The organism is Paenibacillus sp. SYP-B3998 (assembly GCF_010820665.1).
In the GTDB taxonomy this organism is placed as follows: domain Bacteria; phylum Bacillota; class Bacilli; order Paenibacillales; family NBRC-103111; genus Paenibacillus_E.
Genome location: NZ_JAAIKC010000005.1, coordinates 267,948 through 291,577 on the forward strand (window position 1 = coordinate 267,948; position 23,630 = coordinate 291,577).

At 45.7% G+C, this 23,630-nt stretch carries 22 protein-coding genes; 16 read left to right on the forward strand and 6 right to left on the reverse strand.

The genetic code is table 11. The features are described from left to right. The first annotated feature begins 19 nt into the window (after positions 1–19). The 3 genes from GK047_RS15915 (at position 20) to GK047_RS15925 (ending at position 1,481) form a co-directional block, all read left to right on the forward strand. Positions 20–616 carry a TetR/AcrR family transcriptional regulator gene (locus tag GK047_RS15915; RefSeq protein ID WP_163948552.1) on the forward strand — a complete coding sequence of 199 codons (597 nt, stop codon included), beginning with the start codon at positions 20–22 and terminating at the stop codon, positions 614–616. Positions 617–695: 79 nt separating this feature from the next. After that, the gene (locus tag GK047_RS15920; RefSeq protein ID WP_163948555.1) at positions 696–887 is read left to right on the forward strand and encodes a hypothetical protein; all 192 of its coding nucleotides are present in this window, start codon (positions 696–698) and stop codon (positions 885–887) included. A gap of 18 nt (positions 888–905) precedes the next feature. Continuing rightward, positions 906–1,481, forward strand: coding sequence for a hypothetical protein (locus GK047_RS15925; protein ID WP_163948558.1), 576 nt, complete (start codon positions 906–908; stop codon positions 1,479–1,481). A 141-nt stretch (positions 1,482–1,622) separates the two neighbouring features. Here the strand turns inward: GK047_RS15925 and GK047_RS15930 are convergent, their stop codons facing one another. From GK047_RS15930 to GK047_RS15945, 4 genes are all read right to left on the reverse strand, one after another. Then, entirely contained in the window at positions 1,623–2,114 is a 492-nt protein-coding gene (locus tag GK047_RS15930; protein ID WP_163948561.1) for a GyrI-like domain-containing protein, read from the reverse strand. 32 nt (positions 2,115–2,146) lie between these two features. Further along, the gene (locus tag GK047_RS15935) at positions 2,147–2,650 is read right to left on the reverse strand and encodes a DinB family protein (protein WP_163948563.1); all 504 of its coding nucleotides are present in this window, start codon (positions 2,648–2,650) and stop codon (positions 2,147–2,149) included. A gap of 94 nt (positions 2,651–2,744) precedes the next feature. After that, positions 2,745–3,689, reverse strand: a complete 945-nt coding sequence (locus GK047_RS15940; protein WP_240343982.1) for a helix-turn-helix transcriptional regulator — start codon at positions 3,687–3,689, stop codon at positions 2,745–2,747. 221 nt (positions 3,690–3,910) lie between these two features. Beyond that, positions 3,911–4,465 (reverse strand): NAD(P)H-dependent oxidoreductase, encoded by a 555-nt coding sequence (locus GK047_RS15945; protein ID WP_163948566.1) that lies wholly within the window; start codon positions 4,463–4,465, stop codon positions 3,911–3,913. 150 nt (positions 4,466–4,615) lie between these two features. Here GK047_RS15945 and GK047_RS15950 point away from each other — a divergent pair, with 150 nt between their 5' ends. Next, positions 4,616–5,434: a hypothetical protein gene (locus GK047_RS15950; protein ID WP_163948569.1), complete on the forward strand. Its 819-nt coding sequence runs from the start codon at positions 4,616–4,618 to the stop codon at positions 5,432–5,434. Between the two features lie 71 nt (positions 5,435–5,505). Here the strand turns inward: GK047_RS15950 and GK047_RS15955 are convergent, their stop codons facing one another. After that, positions 5,506–6,735 (reverse strand): aminopeptidase, encoded by a 1,230-nt coding sequence (locus GK047_RS15955; protein ID WP_163948572.1) that lies wholly within the window; start codon positions 6,733–6,735, stop codon positions 5,506–5,508. 84 nt (positions 6,736–6,819) lie between these two features. Here GK047_RS15955 and GK047_RS15960 point away from each other — a divergent pair, with 84 nt between their 5' ends. The 9 genes from GK047_RS15960 to GK047_RS16000 all read left to right on the forward strand — a co-directional run bounded on the left by GK047_RS15960 (position 6,820) and on the right by GK047_RS16000 (position 18,577). Then, complete coding sequence (locus tag GK047_RS15960; protein ID WP_163948575.1) at positions 6,820–8,493, forward strand: glutamine--tRNA ligase/YqeY domain fusion protein; 1,674 nt, start codon at positions 6,820–6,822, stop codon at positions 8,491–8,493. Between the two features lie 223 nt (positions 8,494–8,716). Then, the gene (locus tag GK047_RS15965; RefSeq protein WP_163948578.1) at positions 8,717–9,421 is read left to right on the forward strand and encodes a response regulator transcription factor; all 705 of its coding nucleotides are present in this window, start codon (positions 8,717–8,719) and stop codon (positions 9,419–9,421) included. Further along, entirely contained in the window at positions 9,415–10,818 is a 1,404-nt protein-coding gene (locus GK047_RS15970; RefSeq protein ID WP_163948581.1) for a sensor histidine kinase, read from the forward strand. The genes GK047_RS15965 and GK047_RS15970 overlap by 7 nt, the downstream gene beginning before the upstream one ends. Positions 10,819–10,882: 64 nt before the next feature. Beyond that, positions 10,883–11,533 (forward strand): hypothetical protein, encoded by a 651-nt coding sequence (locus GK047_RS15975; protein WP_163948584.1) that lies wholly within the window; start codon positions 10,883–10,885, stop codon positions 11,531–11,533. 287 nt (positions 11,534–11,820) lie between these two features. Further along, on the forward strand, positions 11,821–15,333 hold the full coding sequence (locus GK047_RS15980; protein WP_205516810.1) for an S-layer homology domain-containing protein: 3,513 nt from the start codon (positions 11,821–11,823) through the stop codon (positions 15,331–15,333). Between the two features lie 603 nt (positions 15,334–15,936). Next, the gene (locus GK047_RS15985) at positions 15,937–16,503 is read left to right on the forward strand and encodes an RNA polymerase sigma factor (protein WP_163948590.1); all 567 of its coding nucleotides are present in this window, start codon (positions 15,937–15,939) and stop codon (positions 16,501–16,503) included. Next, positions 16,496–17,335 (forward strand): hypothetical protein, encoded by an 840-nt coding sequence (locus GK047_RS15990; protein ID WP_163948593.1) that lies wholly within the window; start codon positions 16,496–16,498, stop codon positions 17,333–17,335. The genes GK047_RS15985 and GK047_RS15990 overlap by 8 nt, the downstream gene beginning before the upstream one ends. A gap of 310 nt (positions 17,336–17,645) precedes the next feature. Further along, positions 17,646–17,969: an NUDIX domain-containing protein gene (locus GK047_RS15995; RefSeq protein WP_163948596.1), complete on the forward strand. Its 324-nt coding sequence runs from the start codon at positions 17,646–17,648 to the stop codon at positions 17,967–17,969. An 86-nt stretch (positions 17,970–18,055) separates the two neighbouring features. Continuing rightward, entirely contained in the window at positions 18,056–18,577 is a 522-nt protein-coding gene (locus tag GK047_RS16000) for an NADPH-dependent FMN reductase (RefSeq protein WP_240343983.1), read from the forward strand. 55 nt (positions 18,578–18,632) lie between these two features. Here GK047_RS16000 and GK047_RS16005 read toward each other — a convergent pair whose 3' ends face one another. Continuing rightward, on the reverse strand, positions 18,633–19,511 hold the full coding sequence (locus tag GK047_RS16005) for a cation diffusion facilitator family transporter (protein WP_163948604.1): 879 nt from the start codon (positions 19,509–19,511) through the stop codon (positions 18,633–18,635). A gap of 301 nt (positions 19,512–19,812) precedes the next feature. On the opposite strand from GK047_RS16005, the gene GK047_RS16010 reads away from it, so the two are divergent. The 3 genes from GK047_RS16010 to fdhD all read left to right on the forward strand — a co-directional run bounded on the left by GK047_RS16010 (position 19,813) and on the right by fdhD (position 23,615). Then, on the forward strand, positions 19,813–20,172 hold the full coding sequence (locus tag GK047_RS16010; protein ID WP_163948606.1) for a Na-translocating system protein MpsC family protein: 360 nt from the start codon (positions 19,813–19,815) through the stop codon (positions 20,170–20,172). Positions 20,173–20,388: 216 nt separating this feature from the next. Next, the gene (locus GK047_RS16015; RefSeq protein ID WP_163948609.1) at positions 20,389–22,743 is read left to right on the forward strand and encodes an FdhF/YdeP family oxidoreductase; all 2,355 of its coding nucleotides are present in this window, start codon (positions 20,389–20,391) and stop codon (positions 22,741–22,743) included. A 131-nt stretch (positions 22,744–22,874) separates the two neighbouring features. Next, on the forward strand, positions 22,875–23,615 hold the full coding sequence (gene fdhD, locus GK047_RS16020) for a formate dehydrogenase accessory sulfurtransferase FdhD (RefSeq protein WP_240344000.1): 741 nt from the start codon (positions 22,875–22,877) through the stop codon (positions 23,613–23,615). Positions 23,616–23,630: the final 15 nt, after the last annotated feature.

The following is a 23,630-nucleotide window of genomic DNA, read 5'->3' on the forward strand; positions in this document are numbered from 1 at the left end:
GAAAAGGAGGCCGCCCTCCATGCCCAAAACCTTAGATGAAAATAAAGAGATGATGATCATTCAATCAGCTCGAGAGCTCTTTGGCAAATTCGGCTATAAGAAGACGACGATCGATGACATCGCTCAAGCGGCTAGTATAGCTAAAGGTACGGTGTATATTTATTTTCAAAATAAAAAGCAACTGCTTGTCCGGATAGGGATGCAATCCCTGCTGCAATCCCAAGATAAGCTCGAGCAGGAGCTAGCGGACAGTGATGACGAAGCTTGGAAATTCAAGCAAATTATTGCGCGCAGAGCAGAAGATCTATATGCGTTTGCGGAGCAATTTCCTGACGCTTTGGAGATTATTCCTTTTCTAGAGCATGAGGAGCTGGTACGTGAAGGCGGGGACAAGTATTTTGGCAAAGTGATCAGTATGCTGCACAATACGCTTACAGCTGGCGTAGAGAAAAATATTTTCCAAGTAGATGATGTTTCTTCCTTTATTGATAATACCTGTTTTATGTCGCGCGCATTCGAACCGCCCTACAAAAAAGTGGGTTCCCAAGAGCAACTCCAACATCATATTCACCTCTATACGGATACGCTTTTGAATAGCATACGGAAGATTAAGTAAAACATTGCTGCGTGAAGTGGTGTTTTTTTATTTGACAAAAGGAGGAAATGAGATTGATTACCTTTATAATGAATAATATATGAATTTAGTCATTATTCATTGTGGAGAGGTGTTTATTCATGCCCAGCTCGTTTCAAGTGATCGAGGTTCCTTGATTTGGTGCGCTAGAGGTACTGCGCCAAACAACCAGACGTTGCGTCCATTGGAGGTCAATGAGGCATTGATTAGCGTGGTGGCGTCAGGTGTGTTGAAGTCCTGTGATTATGGTTAATGAGGGGGGAGATCAGAAATGGCGAAAATGTCTAATCGATTGTACGAATGGGCATCGTGGAATAAAGCTTTGCTTTTATTTATACTAGCCCTCGTTTGTTTGATTTGGCTTGATACAGTCAATGCGCCTTTCACGGTATTGCGATTTAGCGAGGTTGCGGGGGGCTTCCCTATGATCGATCTTTTATGGAATTATGATGTCGAACATGTTGGGCAGTTATTGACAGGTTATGGCGAAGCGGGTCGGAACTATTATTATTATATGCTTTCTGTTGTGGATATTCCCCTACCGCTCATGTACGGATTTGGGCTTAGTCTGATGATCGCTCAGGTTAGTAAATGGGCTTTGCCAGCAGGGAGAGGGGGGTATAGGCTCCATATGCTCCCGCTTATCGCTATGTTAGCCGATTACTTGGAGAACATTAGCATCCTGACGCTGCTGCTGCAATACCCCCATCAGCAAGCTTGGGTAGCGGTGGCAGCAAACCTGTTTACTCTTGTGAAAACAACGCTGACTTCGGCAAGCTTTCTCCTTCTTATCGTACTCCTCGTATTACGTCCTTTGAAGAAAAGAAGTACCGCTAGAGAGCTTTAACCATCATTGCCCTCCATATTCTCTTTACATCGATAGAACATCCTAGAAGACCATCGAGCAGCAAGACAAGAGGCGATCTCTTCCTGATTGAATATCAGGGAAAAGATCGCCTCTGTAGTTTATTGCAGATTGCTTAATAATTCACTTAATCGCAATATAAATATCTACTTCTGCATCCTCTGGATTCATCGCTCTCTCATCATAGAGTTCGAAGTCGCCTGTATACGTTCGCTCCATGTCTGAATGGGTAAACAAGTCCCAGATAATCGCCCAGCATTGAGGCACAGTTTCATAAAAAGGGCCTCTTGCTGTTGTGAAAACAGCATATTTTCCAGCGGGAACAAATGCGGTTGTGAGACTTTCAGGAATATCGGTAACCTGCGTCACTTTTAACCCGATAAGAGAAGTGTATAGTCCTAATACACCATTCTCATAATCCGTGTAAAGACCTATTGTCGGGCTATTGGGCAGGGGATTAGTAATGCGCTCACTAATTTGCTCTTGGTAAAACTGCTGCCAAAGCTTCGGAATGCTGCCATTTCCTCCAGATTCTAGTGCGTTGGATGTTCTTGCAGATAGGCCCATTATGTGAAAGGCGTCTAATTGTACGATTTTCGGTTGGATAAGGCTCATTCCTCTCTCTATGGGTTCAATTATATAAGTGGTTAGACGAGTGGCTGCATGCCGCGTTCTAGCCAATCTTCGCGGGTAGGACCATAAACGTCAGGGACGCGGAGCCCGGCTTGACGCATTAGGACGATCATTTCCCCGCGATGATGAATCTCATGGGAAATCAGGACACGCAGCGTAAAGCTGTTGAGCCATGATTCGCCGTACATATCGTGGCTTTCGGCTAGTGTCACATCCGTCCATTGGGATTGGATAGCTGTAGTCAGGGCAGCAGCGGAAGTCCGATACGTATCTGCGATCGTTTTCGCAGAAGACGGCGCGTGCTGTTCTTTGTTTTCTGGCGCGTCGAACTGTAGACCAGTGAGCGAGATCATTTCATGAATGGTCGTTGCGATGTGCCAGCCTAGCTGTCCTAAAGTGCGGAAGTCTGGTGCGATTTGTTGAGCAAGCGAAGTATCCGTCAGTGTGTTTAATACGCGCAGTGTAGTTGTAGATTCATGAGTCCATTCATCAACGAAAGCTTGAATTGTTGTAATCATAAGGAATTCCTCCTAAATTTGTTTTCATCATAAAGTTGGTTTCGGAAGCATATGAACATCCCTAGTATAGACGAGCTCTGCTGACATCAGTATGTCAGTGATCAACCTCATACAGTTTAATTATTTTTTGTGCTTTATCTTTAATAATTTCAACGAGGTGGGTCGGTTCTATAATGCGCAGGCTTGGTCCGTAACTGAGCAGCATCCCATGCAGCCAAGGCTCGTCAGGCTGCACGGCGGTAACAAGTAAGGAGCCGTCGGGCTGTTCGGCTATTTGCTCAGCTTGGAAGTAATCCTCGGCTTGAGCGCGGGCGTTTGGTTGGATATGCAGCACAAGCTTTACATAGTCTGCGGCATCTCTTTTTCCCCAGCGGTAGTCGAGCTGTTCGATCGTTTTTTGTTTGCGTTCAAATGTTCTGGACAGCACCTCAAGTTCCTTCATGCGGGTGAGCCGGAAAATGCGAAAATCCTGGCGAAGCAAACAGAATCCGTATAAATACCAGCCATAGCCTTTAACGACAATGCCCATAGGTTCAGCGGTGCGCACTGATATCTCGCTTTGCGATGTGGTGTATTGAAAGGAGATGAGCTGTGACTGGCGAATGGCGGATTTAAGTGTATTCAGCTTCTCTTTATCTGAGCCGCTGCCTCTCCATGGATTCATGTCGATGAGGAGTTGATTGTTCATATGAGCAACGGTATGCTGCTCGGATTTGGCGACTAGGGCACCGACTTTATCGAGCAAGCTGCCAATTTCTTGATCCCCCATTGTGGAGCGAATTCCTTTTAAACCGACAATAATGGACTGCAGCTCTTCTAAGGATAAAAACTGGCGATCGAGTCGGTATTGATCCATGATCTCATAGCCGCCACTGCTTCCAGAATAGGAGGCAATGGGGACCCCGGCTTGATTAATCGCCTCGACGTCGCGGTATACCGTTCGCAGAGACACCTCAAAGCGTTCTGACAGTTCTTTGGCGCTTATTCTTTTACGGTTTAACAAGAGCATTGTAATGGCGAGCAAGCGATCGATTTTCAAAAAAGCACCTCATCCATTTATTTATCATAGGGATAACATTCGGTTTCGAATTATGTAATTCCTTTGCAGAGGAAACCTGGGTACATAGGGATTTCCGGGTCATGCAGAACGTAGAGCTTTCAATAGATACTCGTCATTTGGAGGAGTCCGCAAATTTAAAAAACCGCCCCCCTACGGTACACAACAATTTATGTTGTATGCGGAGAGGGACGGTTCGGACATTAATGAGCGTTAGCGTTATTTTTCGGCGAAATCGCTGGATCTAGCGCGTATCGCACATACTCTTTGGCGCTTTGTTCTAACTGTTCATCGGTATACTGATGAACACCATCAACGGAGAATGGGGTTAAGTAGTGGGCTCCAATCAGGTTGCTCGTCGCTTGGAAGGGGCGCAGCAGTTCGGCAAGGGTATAGTGATTACGGCCTCCGGGGGCGTAGGCGGTTTCCGGTGAGCCTGTTGAGATTGCGATGAGCAAGTCTTTGCCACGAAACTTACCGCCTTCACTTCCATAGGCCCAACCGTAGGTTAGAACGAGATCTTGCCATTTTTTCAAAAGTGAAGGCGAGCTGTACCAGTAGAAGGGAAATTGCAGAACAATACGATCATGTTGTTCAACAAGCTGCTGTTCAGCGGCAATATCAATTTGTTCATCTGGGTAGGCTTCGTATAAACGGTGAACGGTCACATGATCTTGTTGCTCTATTTCTTCTGCCAAACGGCGGTTGATGCGCGAAGCTGCAAGGTTTGGATGAACGACGATAACTAATGTTTTCATGAATAAGGATGCTCCCTTTATTTTCAGTTGGTTGTATATACATAAATGGTAGACGGCTTGCTAGATAAAGTCAAACCAGTTCCGCATAGATTAGGTGAAATTTGAAATAATAAGGCCGATTGGATATGACTAAGAAAAGAGTTGAGCACAATGCGTACAAGATTATTTAAAGCAGTTCTTCACACCGTTGCGATCAGCGTGCTCTTGGCAGGGTTGCCCTGGTGGGGAGCCAGCATAGCTAAGGCTGAAAACAACGAAGAATTGCCGCCTACAGACCCTAATACTACACAAGAGCAGATTCTACAAACGCGTGAAATTGATGTTACTGGCGATGGGAAGCCAGATCATGTAGCGCTGGTGGGCACCAAGCTGGATAGCTCAAGCCCTTATTATGCGAAGTTATCTATCGTCGTTTCCGGTCAAGGGCAGAACCCGGTTGTGATCCCACTGAAAGGTGGCTACAATCCTCAAATTGTTTTCTGTGACTTCAATGGGGATAAGCTGCCTGAAATTTATGTAGCTGCTGAAACGGGAGGCAGTGGAGGTCTTTCCACCTATTATCTTTACTCCCTCAAAAACAATGTGCCGACAGCAATTCCACTCCCAACGCCTCTTCACGTTGATGCTATGTTCAAGAACAACTATGTTGTGAAGTTGAAAATTAAGGAAACTGGGAAATCTTACAAAATTGATCTCAAAGATAAGAAAGCAGACTACGATCAATTCGGTGTTTACAAAAGCGGCAAGCTGATCAAACCAATCATTGTTGACGTGCATCCTTACGGTATGCTGGCCCCGATCGACATCGAGCATGACGGCGTGTGTGAGTTGAAAGGCGTTCAACGGATTTCCGGTATTGCTAATGCCGATACCATAGCCTATGTGACTTCCATCTGGAAATGGAAAGACGGCAAGTGGGTATTGAAGGATTCCTCGATTAACAAGCAGTACAGAGCTAGCGACGAGTAACACAAATAAAAACACCGCAACTGCTCGCGCATTTAATAAATGCCCAGCGGCTTGCGGTGTTTTTATGTATCCTATGCCCAGTTGCCTTTGCGGAATAAAGGTACACGGCTTCCGTCAGCTGCAATTCCATCGATATTCATTTCGGTGGAGCCAATCATGAAGTCTACGTGAATCAAGCTTTTGTTATAGCCATTCTCGATAAGCTCTTCAGGGCTCATTGTTGTTCCACCTTCAATGGTGAACGGGTAGGAGTTGCCCAAAGCCACATGGCAGGAAGCATTTTCATCAAACAGCGTATTGTAGTAAATGATGCCTGACTGCGAAATAGGGGAGTCATAAGGAACAAGGGCCACTTCGCCTAAATAGCGAGCGCCTTCGTCCATGTCCAACATTTTATTCAGCACTTCTTGACCGACTTCGGCAGTGGCGCTGACCACTTTGCCATTCTCGAACGTCAGGCTGAAGCCATCGATAAGCGAGCCTTGATAGCTCAGCGGCAGCGTGCTGCGAACCGTACCGTTCGTCCCGCCACGAAGCGGCATTGTAAAAACTTCCTCTGTCGGGATGTTCGGCAAGAAGAAGATGCCGCTATCTGTCGTACTGCCCGCAGCTACCCACTGATGTTTAGGTGCAAGCTCGATGTAGAGATCAGTTCCTGGCGCTTGCAAATGCAGCTGCTTGAAGTGCAAGCCATTCAGCATTTCCTGCTTGCTGGTAAGCTGCTGAACATGTGTGTTCCAAGCAGCTACAGGATCTTCGGCATCGGCTCGGGTGAGCTTGAAGATCTGCTCCCACAGCTTCCCGATGCGTTCAGATTCATGGAGGTTCGGGAACACCTTGGCGGACCATTCCGCCGTCGGGTACGAGATCATCAGCCAGTTAACCTGATTGCTGCGCATATAGTGCAGGAAGCCCTCGCGTGCTGTAGCAGTCGTTTTGCTGGAGATGGCGACCCGTTCCGGGTCTACATCTTTGAGCAAGTCCGCATTCGGCGCGTAGATTTGGAGGAAAGCGGCGCCTCCTTTGGCAAGCTCCTCCAAGCCTTTGGCGCGCCACATGGGATACTCGCGCAGCGTGGACTCAGGGGCGTGTTTCAGACGGAGCGCCTTCACTTCATCGTCATCCCAGTCGATGAGGACATCTTTGGCTCCAGCGTCATAGGCTTTTTTCGTTATTTTACGTACAAAATCTGCGCAAGCAATCGGCGTCATAATGACGACGGTTTGATCTTTCTGTACGTTTAATCCTACTCTGATGGCTAGCTCCGCATACTGATCTAAGTAATGTTCGAATGTTTTCATCTCGCTAGCTCCTTTATATTTTAGTAAGATTTAGTGTATGATAGAAAATAAAACTTTAACCCTTGGGAGAAAGGCTGGCAAACAATGGATACGAAGAGCACGCCAACAAGCACTCCATCCAATTTCATTAAGAACATTGTAAACGAAGATTTGAAATCAGGCAAAGTCAGCCAGGTAATCACACGATTTCCTCCGGAACCGAACGGCTACCTTCATATAGGTCATGCGAAGTCAATTTGTCTCAATTTTGAGCTTGCAGATGAATTCAAAGGTTTAACGAACCTTCGTTTTGACGATACGAATCCTGTTAAGGAAGATCTTGAATACGTGGAGTCGATTAAGGCTGACGTCGCATGGCTTGGTTTCGAGTGGGATGGTCTATTCTTTGCTTCGAACTATTTCGACGAAATGTATAATCGCGCCCTTGTTTTAATTCGCAAGGGGCTAGCATATGTAGATGATCAAACAGCTGATCAAATCCGTGAAGCACGCGGTACCTTGACTCAGGCAGGTACTGATAGCCCTTACCGTACGCGCAGCGTGGAAGAGAATCTCGACTTGTTCGAGCGCATGCGCACAGGGGAATTCAAAGACGGCGAGCGCGTGCTTCGCGCTAAGATCGATATGTCTTCGCCGAACATCAATTTCCGCGATCCGATCCTTTACCGTGTCGTTCATGCACATCACCACAACACCGGAGATGCATGGTGCATTTATCCGATGTACGCATTCGCACACCCGCTTGAAGATGCAATTGAAGGGGTCACGCACTCCATTTGCACCCTAGAATTCGAAGACCAACGCCCTCTATACGACTGGGTCATTCGTGAGTGCGAGATGCCGAATGTGCCGAGACAGTATGAATTTGCGCGCTTGAACATAACGAACACGGTCATGAGCAAAAGAAAGCTGAAGCAGCTTGTCGATGAGAAAGCGGTCGACGGTTGGGACGATCCGCGGATGCCGACCATCTCGGGTCTTCGTCGTAGAGGCTTTACAGCAGAAGCGATCCGTACGTTTGCTCGTGAAGTCGGCGTTGCTAGGAGCAACAGCACGGTGGATGCGAAGTTGCTGGATCACTTCATCCGCGAAGACTTGAAGCTGAAGGCTTTGCGCACGATGGGCGTTCTTAATCCGCTTAAAGTAGTTATTACGAATTACCCTGAGGATCATGTGGAGATGCTCGAAGCCGAGAACAATTCCGAGAACCCAGAGATGGGTTCTCGTCAGATTCCGTTTTCCCGCGAGATTTATATCGAGCAAGACGACTTCATGGAAAACCCGCCGAATAAATATTTCCGGTTATTTCCCGGCAATGAAGTGCGTCTGAAGAACGCGTACTTCATTAAGTGCAATGACTTTATCAAGGACGAGAACGGCAAGGTCGTTGAGCTGCATTGCACATATGATGTAGAGACGAAAAGCGGCAGCGGCTTTACTGGCCGTAAAGTTAAAGGAACCATCCACTGGGTGGATGCAAAAAGCGCGGTACCAGCGGAGTTCCGCTTGTATGAGCCGCTCATCCTAGATGATGAAGAGAACGACGGCGCATCCTTCCTTGAAAACCTCAACCCGAACTCATTGCAAATCGTTCATGGCTTCGTAGAGGAGAATATGAAGCAGGCGAAAGCGCATGATAAGTTCCAATTTTTCCGCCACGGCTATTTCAACGTGGACCCGAAGGATACGACGAACGATCATTTGGTGTTTAATTTGATTGTTTCGTTGAAAAGCTCGTTTGAAGTGAAAGCGAACTAAGAAAGAGGCCGAAAGGCCTCTTTTTGTTGAATATATGTTTTGCAAGCGAGTCTGGCCATGCAGTATGTAAGGGTGGACGTCATGCTGCCAGCAAGTCAATAGACCCCCTTTTTAAGAAGAAAAGTCCTTATCTTGTAATAATCTGACTCCCAAAGATGGAAAAAGGTTAAATACCATGAAATAATAGGAATATCATAATATCATACAATAGGGAGTGAGTCGCTTGAAAACCGTATTGGTTGTTGATGATGATCCTAATATTTGTCGGATTACGAAGCTATATTTAGAGAAGAGTGGTTATAGCGTTGAAACTGCTCACGATGGGGACCAGGCGCTAGCGCAGTTCGATAAGCTTAGTCCTGATTTCATAGTGCTAGATCTCATGCTGCCGAAGCGGGATGGGTGGGCCGTTTGTCAGAAGATTCGTGCCATGAGCGACGTACCTATTCTGATGCTAACTGCAAGGGGACAGGTAGAGGAGCGAATTGAGGGTTTGCAAATGGGTGCGGACGATTACTTGATAAAACCATTTGACCCCAATGAATTAGTTGCACGGATTACGACAATTTTGCGAAGAACGACGCTTCGCTCCGATGCGCCTGTTCCGACGAACCTTTACGAAATCGGCAGTTTGCGCTTAGATGCTGGCTCGCACGAGGTCACGGTGGAAGGACATTATGTAGCACTGCCCAAAAAGGAATATGAGCTTCTGCTATTTTTCTTGCGGAATCCGAATCAAGTGTTCACGAGGGAGGAGCTTATCGCGAAAATATGGGGTTGGGACTTCGAAGGTGAGGATCGTGTCGTCGACTTATATATTAAGCGATTACGACAGAAGCTCTCCGCCCTGACACAGAGGCGAGATGATTGGAGTATCCGTACGGTTTGGGGCGTCGGGTACAAGTTTGAGGGTCCGGGCGCATGCTAAATTCTTTTTATCGCAAGCTATTATTCATTTATATCAGTATTACGGTTGTTTCCATTCTAGCGATATCCGGTACGATAGGGTATACGATGAACAAAAATACGTACGAACGCAGCGAAAAGCTTTTACTAGAAAAGGTAGAACAAGTGGAGGCGCTAGCTAAGGATCTATTCGACAATACACTGGTGCAGAAGGATTTCCGCAAGCAGATTGCGACGATTGAGCGAACATCCAATGTACGGGTATCTGTTGTTAAGCATCCGAAATCGAACCAAGATAAATTCTTGTCTGTGGGTGAAACACCTGTGCGCAAGGAATGGGTGGATAAAGTGCTGAGCGGAGAATTGGTAACGGTTCGGAGTAATTTTACCCAAAATAGCAATGTGGAAATGTTAATTGTCGGAGAGCCTGTTCTCATAGAGAATCGTGTGGTTGGCGGCATCTTTCTGTACACGCCCATAGAGAACATTCAAGGTATGATTAATGGTATTAATCGGGCCATTTTAATTTCTGATTTTTTCGTTGCCTTACTAGCTGTAGCGTTGCTGTACTTTGTTTCTCGTCACTTTATGAAGCCAATTCAGTTGATGAGCAAGAGGGCTGAAGCTTTGGCTCTAGGCGATTTTAGGGGAAGGGTTGCCGTCAGGGGTAAGGACGAAATCGCTTCTCTGGCCGGATCGCTCAACCGAATGGCTGGTAAATTGGAGAAAGTCGAAGAGAGCCGTAAACGATTTCTATCTGAAATCTCACATGAGCTGCGCACGCCGCTAACGACGATACGCGCTTCACTGCAGGGAATAGTCGATGGTGTCGTTGAACCGAAAGATGCACATGATTTCATCCAAGTCTCACTAGGTGAAACGCTTCGACTAAGTAATATGGTGGATGATTTGCTTCAACTCTCTGCGTTTGAAGAGAAGCAGGTGAAGCTGGATGTGCAGGAGGTCGATATGAAAGCACTAATGGCTTTAGTGGTCACCCAACTGAAGATGAAGGCGAAAGCGAGGCACATCGAGCTGTTTACTGAGGAGGAAAAGAAGCTTGTTGTGTTCGGGGACGCGGATCGTTTACGACAGGTCCTGATTAATTTGTTGGATAATGCGATCAATCATATTCCTGTAGGCTCATCAGCGGGTATTCGAGTAAATAAAGTGAAAAGCGAACGTTGGATCGAGGTGTGGGATAATGGGCCTGGCATTTCGCCAGATAAGCTTCCACATGTGTTTGATCGCTTCTACAAGGTGGATGAAAGCCGCAATCGTTCTGGTGCAGGGTTAGGACTGACGATCTGCAAGCATATTATAGAGGCACATGGAGGTTCGATTCGTGTGGATTCTCAGCCTGGTAAAGGGACAGTTTTTTCGATTTTTTTGCCGACTTCGCCGATGACAAACTTATGACATATTTATCCGCTAGTATAAAGCTCGTAAGCTAAACACAAACACGAGCCTAGGAGTGATACTTATGTTGAAAAAATTAACAGGATTAGCATTGGCAGGTGCGATCGTCTTATCCGTTCCGGCAGCAGCATTCGCCGAGACGCTTCAAAGCGATACAGCTGCAACGAAGAGCAGTTCCTTCCATCCAAACAAGCAGCTTTTGCAAGACAAAGCGCAAAGCCTTGGCATAGCTACTGAGGGCAAAACGAATGCACAGCTCAAAACGGAGATTAAAGCAGCGGTGTCTGCTCAACAAGTAGAACGATTAAACAGCGTTGCAGTGAAGCTTGGAATCTCAACTGATGGTAAAACAGTCGATCAACTTAAAGCTGAAATTAAAGTGGCAGCTTTAGCTAAGCTCCAGGCCAAAGCGGCAAAGCAAGGTGTGAGCACGGAAGGCAAGACGAGCAAAGAGCTCAGAACCGAGCTACGTGCAGCAGCTTTAACCGAGCTGAAAGAAAAAGCGACCAAAGCTGGCATCTCATCAGATGGCCAAACGGCGAAACAAATCCGAACTGCCTTGGCGCAGGCCCACAAAGCGAAGAAAGCAGAGAGCGTCAACAAGCGAGCTGCCAAACTAGGCATCAGCATAGAAGGTAAAACAACTGAACAAGTTTTGGCTGAAGTGGAGAACGCACTGAAAGCTAAATGGGCCAAGCGCGCTGAAAAAAAATAAAGCGATGAAGTAAACAACCCCCGAGGGCAACCGCGGGGGTTTCGTGTTGTGTCCACCCATGCTGCACATTGCCAACTCCATGTGTACGAAGTAGTGAGCTTGCAGAAGCCCCTATGTTGTGCGGTTCAATACAACGGTAGGTCATTCTAAAGTTTCCTTAATAAACCTATTTTTCTAATTCAATTACAGGTATAATTTTACTGTTAACTATGGTTGCTAGAACTATTTTACTAGTTTAAGTAGGCATAACTAACCAAATTATTAGTATTACGGGGGAAATTGAACAAATGAAAGTTGGATTAGGACGTCGTTGTATATCTCTTATGGCAACCATGACTGTAGCGCTGAGTGCGATTATGCCTACGATGGCGATTGGATCGGAAAGTAAAGATTTTAAGGATACTGCGGATTCTTACGCCAAGCAAGAAATCGCGGCATTAGCAAAAGAAGGCATTATTGCTGGTTATGAGGATGATACGTTTCGACCAGAAAAAGCGATGACTCGTGCGGAGTTGGCCAAAATTATCGTACTCGCTAAAGGACTTACGGAGGAGCCGACGAAAGCAGACTCTTTCACGGATGTGGCTTCGGACAGTTGGTACCGTGGGTATGTCGGCGCACTTGTAGGATCGGGGATTACGCAAGGCACCTCACCGGATACCTTTTCTCCAGATGCTAAGGTGACACGTGAGGAATTAATCGTTTTTTTCATTCGTGCACTAGGCCTTGAGCAGGCGGCTGCCAAGCAGCCTTTGAATAAGAAGGTATCCGATCTGAATCAAATATCCCAGTGGGCACAACCACAGGTATCCTTTGCCTTCGAGATCGGTTTAGTTAACGGAACAGAGACTCCGGAGGGAGCGGTGCAATTCAATCCCAAAGATAGCGCGCAGCGTCAAGCGTTGGCCAGATTGGCTTATGAGTTTAAAGTAAATGCAACGAAGTATACAAGTAAGGCGAATGAAGTAAATAAGGATTTAGTGTCCGCGATCCTAGTTGTTAAAGCGATGGATAATACAACCATTGAAGTGACTTTGGCTGAAACGGTATCCGCTGTCAATAAGGAAGACTTTACGTTTGATAATGAGCTGAAAGTAACAGCGGCTGCATTAAAGTCAGGAAGCAATACAGTCGTTGTACTCACTACAACAGCTCAGGCATCTGGCGCCTCCTATGAACTTTCGTATAAAAAAATGAAGAGCGGTAAAACAGTCGTTGGTGTCGCTGCTATGTTTGGTGGCGGGGGAGGAGGCGGAGGCATTATCATTAGTCCTCCAAGTGTAGTGTTGTCCGAGGCAGCAAAGAAGCTGGCAAGCGGTGCGGCACAGACGGAGATTACATTAATAGAGTCAGGAACCTTCGGGCCAGCGAGCGGCTCACGTACAACTGTTCAAAAGTTAGTCGTGAATCCAGGACGTACAGGTGAAGTCACCTTGCAAAATATTAATGCAGAAGAGTTAGAAATTCGTTCTGGAGCCCTAAGTTCAATTAAGCTAACGAATTCCAAGGTTACAAAGCTAAAAGTAAATGCTGTTGAGAACGAAGGGCAAGACGTTAGAGTTGTAGCGCTAATTGGTGCGGATGTAACTGACACGCTGGTCACTACACAAGCAATTCTCGAATCAGCTTCTTCCCAAGGCACATTTGGTAAAATCAATATCGCAGATGCTGCAAAAGGCAAAAATATAACGCTAAGAGGAAACATTGATAAAGTGGTCACCGTCGAGGTGTATGGGGCAACAATAAAGGTGGAACCTCCTGTGGGTGAGAATCAGCCGCCAACCGTTGTTAATTCTTTGAATTTAGCTGCAAATGTTACCCTTAATACGCTAGCTAAAGCATCGGTGAAAACTGTTAGAGTAGCTTCGTCAAGTCTCGCAATTGTTGTAAAGGGAGAGGGCGAGCTGCGGGAAATTCAAATACCGAGCGATAGCATTGGGACCAGTTTTGAACTAGAGGCAACGGCCAATATCAACAACTTGAATGCTCATGCAAACTATAAGGTCAAAGGCGATGCAGGAGCGATTGCCAAAGTGTCCGACACAGGAAGCGTGAGTATGCAGCTTAGTGATGAGCTGAAAGATAAGGTTAAAGAACAAGCGATTAGTTTAGCTAATCGAGCTATTGAGAATATGAAAGCTACATATGTTTTTGAAACGGATCTTCCACTAGCGGAAGAAGCAAATAAACGAGTAACAATTGCTAAGCGTTACGGCGCGGTAGATAGTGATTATGATATTCGAAAGTTTCAATTTTGGAAAGAAACATTGTTTACTTTAAGAGATGCATTGCCATTTGTAGATCTATTTTATGCGGAGGGCGATTCAGCTGCATCTGTAACGCAGAGACCTCGATTTGCTGAAGCTAAAGATGTGGGTAATAGAGTTGCTATATTCTGGAGCTCTGATAAAGGGAATATCCTTAGTTATTTCTCACCTTTAAATAGGCCTGCTTCAGGCGCTGGTGATGAGGAAGTAACATTAGGAGCTACCGTATACAGTGGTAGCTATACATTTACTAAAAAAATTAAAGTACTAGTTAAGCAGTTTGACTCTCGGGTTACTGACATAAGAAGTTTAAGATCAGATATTGTATTGGTGAAATTTGATCATCCCATTGCTGATTTGAATTCAACTAATTATCAATTTGATAATGGACTGCAAGTCTCAAAGGTGACGAATTATCCGCAGTATAAGAATCTAGTATTATTGACAGTCCAAAATCAAAAAACGGGTGTTAATTATCATTTAACCTATAAAGGTGTCAAAGGTAGTGAGCCCTTAAAAGGTAGCGAACAAGATACCTGCTCAGCTAGCACTTGTCCGTTGAATAGCCAAGGAACAGAGCAGATACCTGTACCTGGAATTAGCGTACCTGGTAGTGTCAAAGGGGAAATCTTTGAAGATCCACACAAAAATGTTGTCAATGCGACAGTAAAATTAAATGGCACAAATATGGTGACACAAACAGATATGAATGGTGTCTATAAGTTTGATCATGTTCCTTCTGGAGTCAGTTATTCTGTGACAGCCACAAAAGCAGATTATTCTACAGTTACAACAGCTAATTTTACGATTGCCTCAGGTGAGCCTTATGAGTTGACTGGGATTCGTTTGTATACAAAGTCGGGTCCAGTACAACGGCTTGATGTGTCTAGTCATTACAACGACCGAGTGGACTTGTCTTGGGTGCCGCCGGTCCGTTTTGATAAAGATAGTAATCCTACCTATACGGTGTATCAAAACGGCCATGAAATTAGAAATGGGATTTCGGAAACAAGGATAGAAATTAACTCTTTACTAGGTGGACAACAGTATTCGTTTGGTGTGAAAGCTTGCAATGAATTCGGCTGCTCAGATGTAGTATCGGTTTCTGTAGAAACTCCGGTACGACTCCAAGTGGATAGCGTTATTCCTTATGATTCGGTGACCAAACGGGTTTACGCAGCATTGGTACAAAGTACTGAAACTAAAAAATATACATTTACAGACGCGGCAGACGGTGCTGACTCTCTGCTTATTAAGGTAACGGATACCGATTATAATCCCACTACAGGGGGGAAGCTGCTGAAAGGTAGTTTAGATGGTTCTGCGATTGATGTTAATTTGCATAGTAAGGGAGTAGTTAATGGCCAAATTAAGAACCTTAATGGTGAAGTTTATTTACAAATTGATTTAATTAAAAAAATCATTCCAGAGGTAGGTCCTTACCTGATTTATAGTATTGGTGGGCTAAAGTATACGATAAACAATAAAGCAAACAATGTTGAATATATATCTATCGTCATTTCATTAGAATAGCTGCATGACATAAAGTGCTTCTCGTCACCGATTATCGGTGATGGGGGGCCTTTATTGGTGTAAAGGCAAAATAAGCGGGTATTTTACTGTCACTAGTGGTTATGACATTAGACTACCCTCTTTCTGCGTTTATGACAATAAAATAGTCTCTTATTCCGTGAAGGGGATTTTCTATGGAGCAGGAAAATGTCACTGGACGTAACAGCATTAGTAGATAAAACAGAATGTATTTCATGCTTCTGATTGCTGCTAGGTCATTTAAACTCAACGATTTAGCTTAGCGTATAAAATCGTTAAAATGTTGGATTTACTCCTTGACACCCCCGTAAACGAGATTCAAAGCACTGCCCAAACATGTATAGTAGCGTGAGCTGCATGGATCGGTGTCCAGGAACGATCGATACTTTGGGCGTAGCCGGGGAGCTACTAGTTACGCATCCCCTCCCTTGTAACTCACGCTGCTAAGTATGCTTGGCCATCATTTCTGGATATCGTTTTCGGGGAGAGATCCGCATCGTAATAGAAAAGTTGATATTCGCCCAAATATGCAAACGAAACAAAGGATTTAAGTGTATATAAGGTATGTAATAAGGAGGTGATGACATGGAAGATCTCATTCAACGGTGCAAACAAAATGATATGTTTGCATTCGGGGAATTATTTGAGGCGTATAGTACAGAGGTTTATCAAACGATATTTGTTTTAGTGCGAGATCGTAGTGTTGCAGAAGATGCAACGCAAGAAACATTCATGCACTTGTTTTCAAAAATTCAGCAGTATGATGAGGCATATCCATTTCGAAATTGGCTGTATCAAGTCGCTTTAAATTTATCCAAAAATTATATTCGAAAGAATCAAAATTGGAATAATTGGCTTAAAGCAGGAAAGGTTTTTTCATGGAACAATGAAGACAGCCACACACCAGAGACTGCATTATATCAAAAAGAGCTACAAGATCATATGATTTCACACATTAAGACGCTCTCAAAAACATCCCAAATGGTAATTACATTAAAGTACTTTAATGAGTTTAAGCAAGAAGAAATCGCTGAAATCCTTAATATACCAGTTGGAACGGTTAAATGGCATATTCACCAAGGTCTGAAAAAACTAAAGAAAAGTATAGGATCAGAAAAAATTAAATTTCAGGAGGGCTTTATTCATGAATAATCTTGATCTTGAAAAAGAAATTAGCCGATCATTAAAAAACTATGCTCGGTTAGAAAAACCTTCTAGCCATTTAAAAGCAAAAACACTGGAAGGAAATCATCAGCAAAAACGTCGTTTCGTTCGAACAAATCATTCAATAAAAAGAAGCCTCTTTGTAGCTACACTATTAATCACTGTATTGGCAGGTGGTACCATTTATGCGGCACCGTACCTAGGGAATTTGTCAAAGGCTCACTTATTTGATATCAATCGTGTGCCGGTATTCGCATCCTCAGGTGATCAAAAAGGTGAATCTAAAACAAATTATGTTCTATCTGTTGATGAAAAAATGAAAGAATTATTAGAAAACACAAAAATTTCTAAATTTGAAATTGAAAAATTATCTCCTGTAGTGCTAAATTTGCCGTCCTATCTTCCTGTAGGCTACAAATTTTCGTATGAATTTGGGCGTGCGGGAGTTGTTGCTTTGGATGTTGAAAAGAACACTGTTAATATCAAAAAAAATGGTGAGATTGAATACTCTGCTTATTTTACAAAGGAAGATAAGCAAACAGCTAATTCAACTGTATCCAAAAATAATAACATCATACTCACTTATAAATATGATCCAAACTTTTCATATAAGAATGCTGTTAACGTTGCTGATATCACTAATACAGAAACAATCAATGGTTATCAAACATTAGAAACAGATAATTCCCTCGATACGTGGATTCCTCTATCGGATATGGCTTTACTTCGTGTAACTGTAACAACCGATTCTGATTCTATAACTAAAGAAACACGTATTCAGATATTACAATCTGTTATTAAACAACTATCTGTGAAATAAAAAAAAGCCCCGTCTAAGCAAGTTAGACAAACTAGTAAACAACCAAATTTACTTTATAAGTCGAAAGGGCTTGGATCAATTTTTGGGTGACTATATTTCAAAAGGCTGTTAACAAGTATGGATTGTCAGGGCTACAGTTAGTTGCGGCAGTAAAGAAAGGAATAGTTACATGGGTTACATTTACATTAGTTCGGGTTTTCTATAAGCGTGAGTACATCGAACTATGTGTTAAACTGTGGTGCATATACCTCAGTGTACAGTGAACTTTGGGCTTTTAAATTACCCGAAATATATTATTCGAAGGATATTTATGTTTGCTATTAATGTAGAAGGACTAATTATTAAAGACAATAAAGTATTGATAGGTAGAAGAAGCATGAATGAAGAACATGCTGGAGGCAAACTTCCTTTAATTGGTGGTACGGTAGAAGAAGGAGGGAATTCTAATGATGTTTTAGAAAATAATTTAAAGCGAGAGATAATGGAAGAGACCGGATTGGAAGTAAATAATTTAAAATATGTTAATAATACTTCTTTTGTAACAGAATCAGGAACAAACGTAATCAATATAGTGTTCTCCTGTGAGTGGTTATCAGGGGATGCTGTGGTACCATGTAATCACTTCCCATTTTAAATAAAAGAATCTCTTGACCCTGACATTAATGTCATAGCATACAATCAGCACAAATACATCCGAAATAAGGAAGGATGGTTTGGCCCATGAATATTTTAGCTATATCAGGAAGCCTCCGTGCTCGATCGTCAAATACGAATCTATTGCATGCAATAGTTACTCTAGCCCCACCGAACACGGAGGTGAGGATTTATGAAGGTATCGGGGAACTTCCGCATTTCAACCCGGATCTGGACAGGGATGAACCACCAGTAGCTGTCCAAACTTGGCGCGACCAATTAAAATGGGCTGATGGTGTTATTCTATGCACACCTGAGTATGCGAATGGAGTACCTGGGGTATTGAAAAACGCATTGGATTGGATCGTTTCGTCCGGTGAATTCGTGGACAAACCGACAGTTGTTATAAGTGCATCTCCTTTACAGACAGGCGGTGAGAAGGCGCACACATCGCTATTACTCACGTTGGAGATGATGACTGCCAATATTACGGGGAAGCTTACAGTCCCTTTGGTCAATCAAAAGGTGAATGAAGCGTATGTAATTACGGATGCAATATTGGAGCAAGAGATCAATCAGGTCCTAGATGGATTACTAGCATCCCAATAGAAAAAGAGTCAGTCTCGCGTTAGCGAAGGGGCTGACTCTTTTTTATACAAGCAAGTTAATTAGACGCATGAAAGGGTTCGATGTGAATATGCACATGCGAGGTTCGATGTAAATCGAGCATGCGTTTTTCAATGAGCTCCGTAATCTCATGGCTTTCACTAACATTAAGCTTATGATCAACGCCAATCGTAACATCGACGAGTTTATTGCTTCCGTGGATGCGGGCTTTGATATCAATGATCTTTTCTACGCCTGCGACTTCTCGGATCGTTTGTTTCATGGTTTGGAGCTCGGAGTCATCAAAGCCATCCGTTAAGGCATGGGTCGTATCGCGGAAGATCGTCCACGCGGTCTTACAAATAAGGAAGCCGACTAGCAGTGCTGTTAAGGGGTCCAGCCAGGGTAAACCAAATTGCGAGCCAAGAATCCCGATGAAAGCACCCAGGCTGACGAAAGCGTCAGAGCGATTATCTTGTGCCGCTGCCATTAAGGCGTGGCTGTTAATTACCCTAGCTAAGCGAATGTTGTAGCGGTAAACCAGATAAATTACAATGGCGCAAAAGAGCGCCGTCCAAGCTGCGATCGCGCCTGGTGTCTCCATGGTCGGAACGGTAAACTTCAGTATGGATTGGTACAAAACTTGTAAACCAACGGCAAACATAAGAAAAGAAGCCAACAGAGCAGCAACTGTCTCAGCCCGAAAATGGCCGTAACGATGGTTGGCATCGGGTGGTTTACGAGATATTTTCAAACCGATTAAAACAGCGAGCGAAGCGATAATGTCTGTAGCATTATTAAGACCATCAGCTAATAAAGCCTCGGAGTTTGTTGAGTATCCAATGATAAGCTTCACGGCGGATAAGAATAGATAGGCGAAAATGCTAAGCCAAGCGCCTCTTTCACCTTGTTTGATATCTCGATAGGTGGTCTCCATGTGTACCTCCACTTTTTTCACGTGTTACAGGTTATGGTACCCGATGAAATCGGTGTGGGTCTAGAGAAACAGTGTTGTTACCATCCCCAAAAATCTGAGGAAGCAAACAATGTTGCCCATACCCAAGTCGGAGAACGGGAGCACTTCAAGCAAAATAGGCGTTATTTGTGCTGTTCACCGTGTTGAGGTTGCCCTAAGAACGCTATGGGAAAGCGATTGTCAGGTATTGGCTTTCTTGCTATGATGAAAGTGCAAAGGCACGAAGCGCTTAATTTGAGAGAAACATAAAGGTGGCTACCCGATGAATCGTATTGAGGCCGAATTCAGTAATCTGGTGAAGGCTTACCGCAAACGGCATATGGGTAAAGGGCCAGAGCGAGTAACGACGACTTTCTCCAAGCATTGGGCCATATGCGAAATGGAAGGTAACTTGTCCCCTGTGGAGAGGTTCATAGCGAAGACCGACGATGGCAGGCAAATGCTCCGTACGGCTCGCACCGAAATGGTTAAGGAGATTTATAGAGACCATCCGCCTATCGAGATGGAAGCGTTGCTCGGGGCGAAGTTTGTGCGATTGTTCGTCGACATTGACATTCAACAGGACTCGGGGATGTCGGTATTCGTATTTGATCAGGATTTGGAAAAAAAGTTTTGTAAATAACGGCTGTTACATATACATAAGTATGGTGCTGTTGGCACTTGGTAGCGAACCTGCTGGAGACTAACCACTACGAAGCGTATCACTTGGATTCTTTTTCTCAAAGAATCAGAGGGTCTGTTTCGTGGTGGTTTTTTGCTTACATGTATGCAGGTCTGTGAAACGAGAATGTCCGAAAAATGAAAAATGAAGTAAAAAGCGAAAAGGGGCTAATGCAAGATGGGGAAAACAAAACACTCGGGGCCTGTGAAGCTGCCCGCAAAGCCAGATCCGAAACTGTGGGTTAGCGCGATGCCATTCGGTCTTGGCAAAATCAAGCCTCGCCATATCCGCGAAACGGCCAAAATCGCTTGGCAGAATCGAGATAATCTGCCTTATGCGTATCGCATTTTGACGCAGGGGGTATGTGACGGCTGCGCACTTGGCGTGTCTGGACTTTACGACCAAACCCTAGCTGGTCCGCATCTGTGCACGACTCGGCTTAACGTGCTGCGCCTGAATACGATGCCCGCGATCAGCGAAGAGCTGCTGCACACGGATATCGACGAGCTTCGCCGCATGAACAGCACTGAGCTGAGACAACTCGGACGTATTCCGTATCCGCTCATTCGCTGCCAAGGAGAGCGGAAATTCAGACGCGCTAGCTGGGATGAGGCGTTGGATATGATCGCGGCGAAGATCCGGGCAATCGATCCGAAACAATTGGCATTCTACTTGACGGCGCGAGGTATCACGAACGAGTCGTATTATGCGGCCGCGAAGGTCGCGAGGTTCCTCGGTACGAGCAATATCGACAATGCTTCCCGTATTTGCCATTCGCCGTCGAAAACGGCGTTGAAGCGTTCGGTAGGTGTCGGCGCTTCGACATGTAATTACAAGGACTGGATTGGCACGGATGTGCTGGTATTCTGGGGCAGCGTGGCCGCGAATAACCAACCTGTGTCAACGAAATACATGTATGCGGCCAAGCGCAAAGGGACCAAAATCATTGTTATTAACCCGTACTACGAGCCCTCAATGGAGCAGTACTGGATTCCCTCGATTGCCGAGTCCGCCCTATTCGGCACGAAGCTAGCTGACGATGTGTATCAGGTGAACATCGGCGGCGATATCGGCTTCATGAACGGCGTTATGAAGATTTGGTTTGAGATGGAGGAGCGCCAGCCGGGCTCCGCGATTGACCATGCCTTCGTGCAAGCGCACACGAAGGGCATCGGCGAGCTGCGCGCTCACGTGGCGCAGCAGGATTGGACGACGTTGGAGCAGTCGTCCGGTATGACCCGCGAACGCATGCGCGAGTTCGCAGAGCTGTTGGCCCGTGCCAACAGCGCGGTGTTCGTGTGGAGCATGGGGCTCACGCAGCATCGCTTCGGCACGGACAACATTTCGCAGGTGGCGAATCTCGCCCTCCTGCGGGGATTTCTGGGCCGCGAGCATTGCGGGCTGATGCCCATTCGCGGCCATAGCGGCGTGCAGGGCTCCGGCGAAATGGGCGCCGATCCCTTCAGCCTGCCTGGCGGCGAGATCAACAGCGCCGCCGACCGCGCGCGCATCGAGCAGCTATGGGGCTTCGAGCTGCCAAGCTGGCAAGGGGACATTGTCGGCGTCACCCTAGAGAACGCGCTCCTGCCTGACGAGCAGGAGCGGAAACTCCGGATGTTCTACACCTCCGGCGGCAATTTCTTAGAGACGATGCCGGACCCGGATTTCGTCCGGCAAGCCTTAGAAGCCATCGATGTCCGCGTTCACCAGGACATTATTCTTAACACCTCTACGCTGCTGGATGCGCAGGAGGCTGTCGTAGTGCTGCCCGCAATGACGCGCTACGAGCAGCCTGGCGGGGGCACGTCCACTTCCACGGAGCGAATGGTATACTTTTCGCCAGAGATCGCGGGCCCGCGCATCGGCGAAGCTCGCGCAGAATGGGCGATTTATGTCGATCTCGCCCGTCGGGTGAAACCCGAAGCCGCGGCGCTGCTAGGCTGCGGAAGTGCGGAAGCGATCCGAGCAGAGATGGCTAAGGCTGCACCCAATTATGACGGCGTCCAGCATTTGAAGGATCGCGGGGATGTGTTCCAATGGGGTGGCGCTTGGTTATGTGAGGACGGGGTTTGTCCGACTCCAGATGGTTACGGCGCACTGCTGCCGATCGAGCTTCCCGAGCTGCGCAAGCCAGAAGGGCACTTCGCGGTGACAACGCGCCGCGGCAAACAATTCAATTCGATGATCTACAGCGACGTCGATCCGTTCAATGAAGCAGATCGGTACGATGTATTAATACATGATGATGATGCAACCGCGTTAGCGCTTAACGAAGGGGAGGCAATCGTGGTTTATAACAGTTACGGCAGCATGCATGGCAGGGTAAAGCGGGCTGCTGTGAAGGCAGGCAATATCGAGGTGCATTGGCCAGAGGGCAACACCTTAATTCCAAAAGGCGTGTATGAGCAGTATGCAGGAATCCCGGAGTACAATACGGCTGTCATTGTTGAGAAAGCGGAGACTTATCACGCCCACAAGGACACACGTTATGTGGAAAAGCGGATTCAAGAGTTGGAAACCGAAGTGGAGTGAGTCAGATGGATGAGGAACAGACATCTAGTACGGAGCATGAAAATCGGGATGAAGGAGAGCCGCTTTCACTAGATGCAGGTAGTCGTTCTTCTAAGACAACTTGGCAAATCTATCGTTACAACGGAATAGAAATGCTAGAGCAAGAAGATACGGTAGCTACAGAGGCGCCTCTTACTATTAAGATCGCCGGGGATGAATTCGCGACATTAGTGTGCACGCCGACGGACGTAGTCGATTTAGTAACCGGTTTTCTGGCTTCCGAGGGGATTATTCGGTTTGTAGATCAGATTGAGTCGCTCTCCTATGAGGAGGATCGGGGCTATGCGCATGTGAAGCTGCGGCATTTGCATCAGCTTAATCAAGCAATGGTATCGAAAAGGTTTATCGGGTCGTGCTGCGGGAAAAGCCGCCAGTTTTACTTTCACAATGACGCCCAAACAGCAAAAACCGTCCGCACTCCCTTGCAAGTCTCGGCCGAGCAGTGCTTTCATTTGATGAGGGGCATGCAGGAGCAATCTGAGGATTTTCGAGCTACTGGGGGCTTGCATAATGCGGCTTTGTGTACGGCTAGTGAGCTGCTGCTAACAAGAGCGGATATCGGCAGACATAACGCATTGGATAAAATTTATGGACATGTGCTGCGCCATCGCATCCCTGTTCGTGATAAGCTTATCGCGTTCAGCGGGCGTATCTCCTCCGAGGTAGCGCTGAAAGCAGCCAAAATTGGCGTAGGCATTCTGCTCTCGAAGTCCGCGCCGACGGATTTGGCGCTGCGACTGGCAAGTGATTTGGGTATTACCATAGTTGGTTTCATTCGTAGAGATCAACTGACCGTTTATACGCATCCAGAGCGGATAAAGGAATGCCAATAGAACTATTTTCATGGG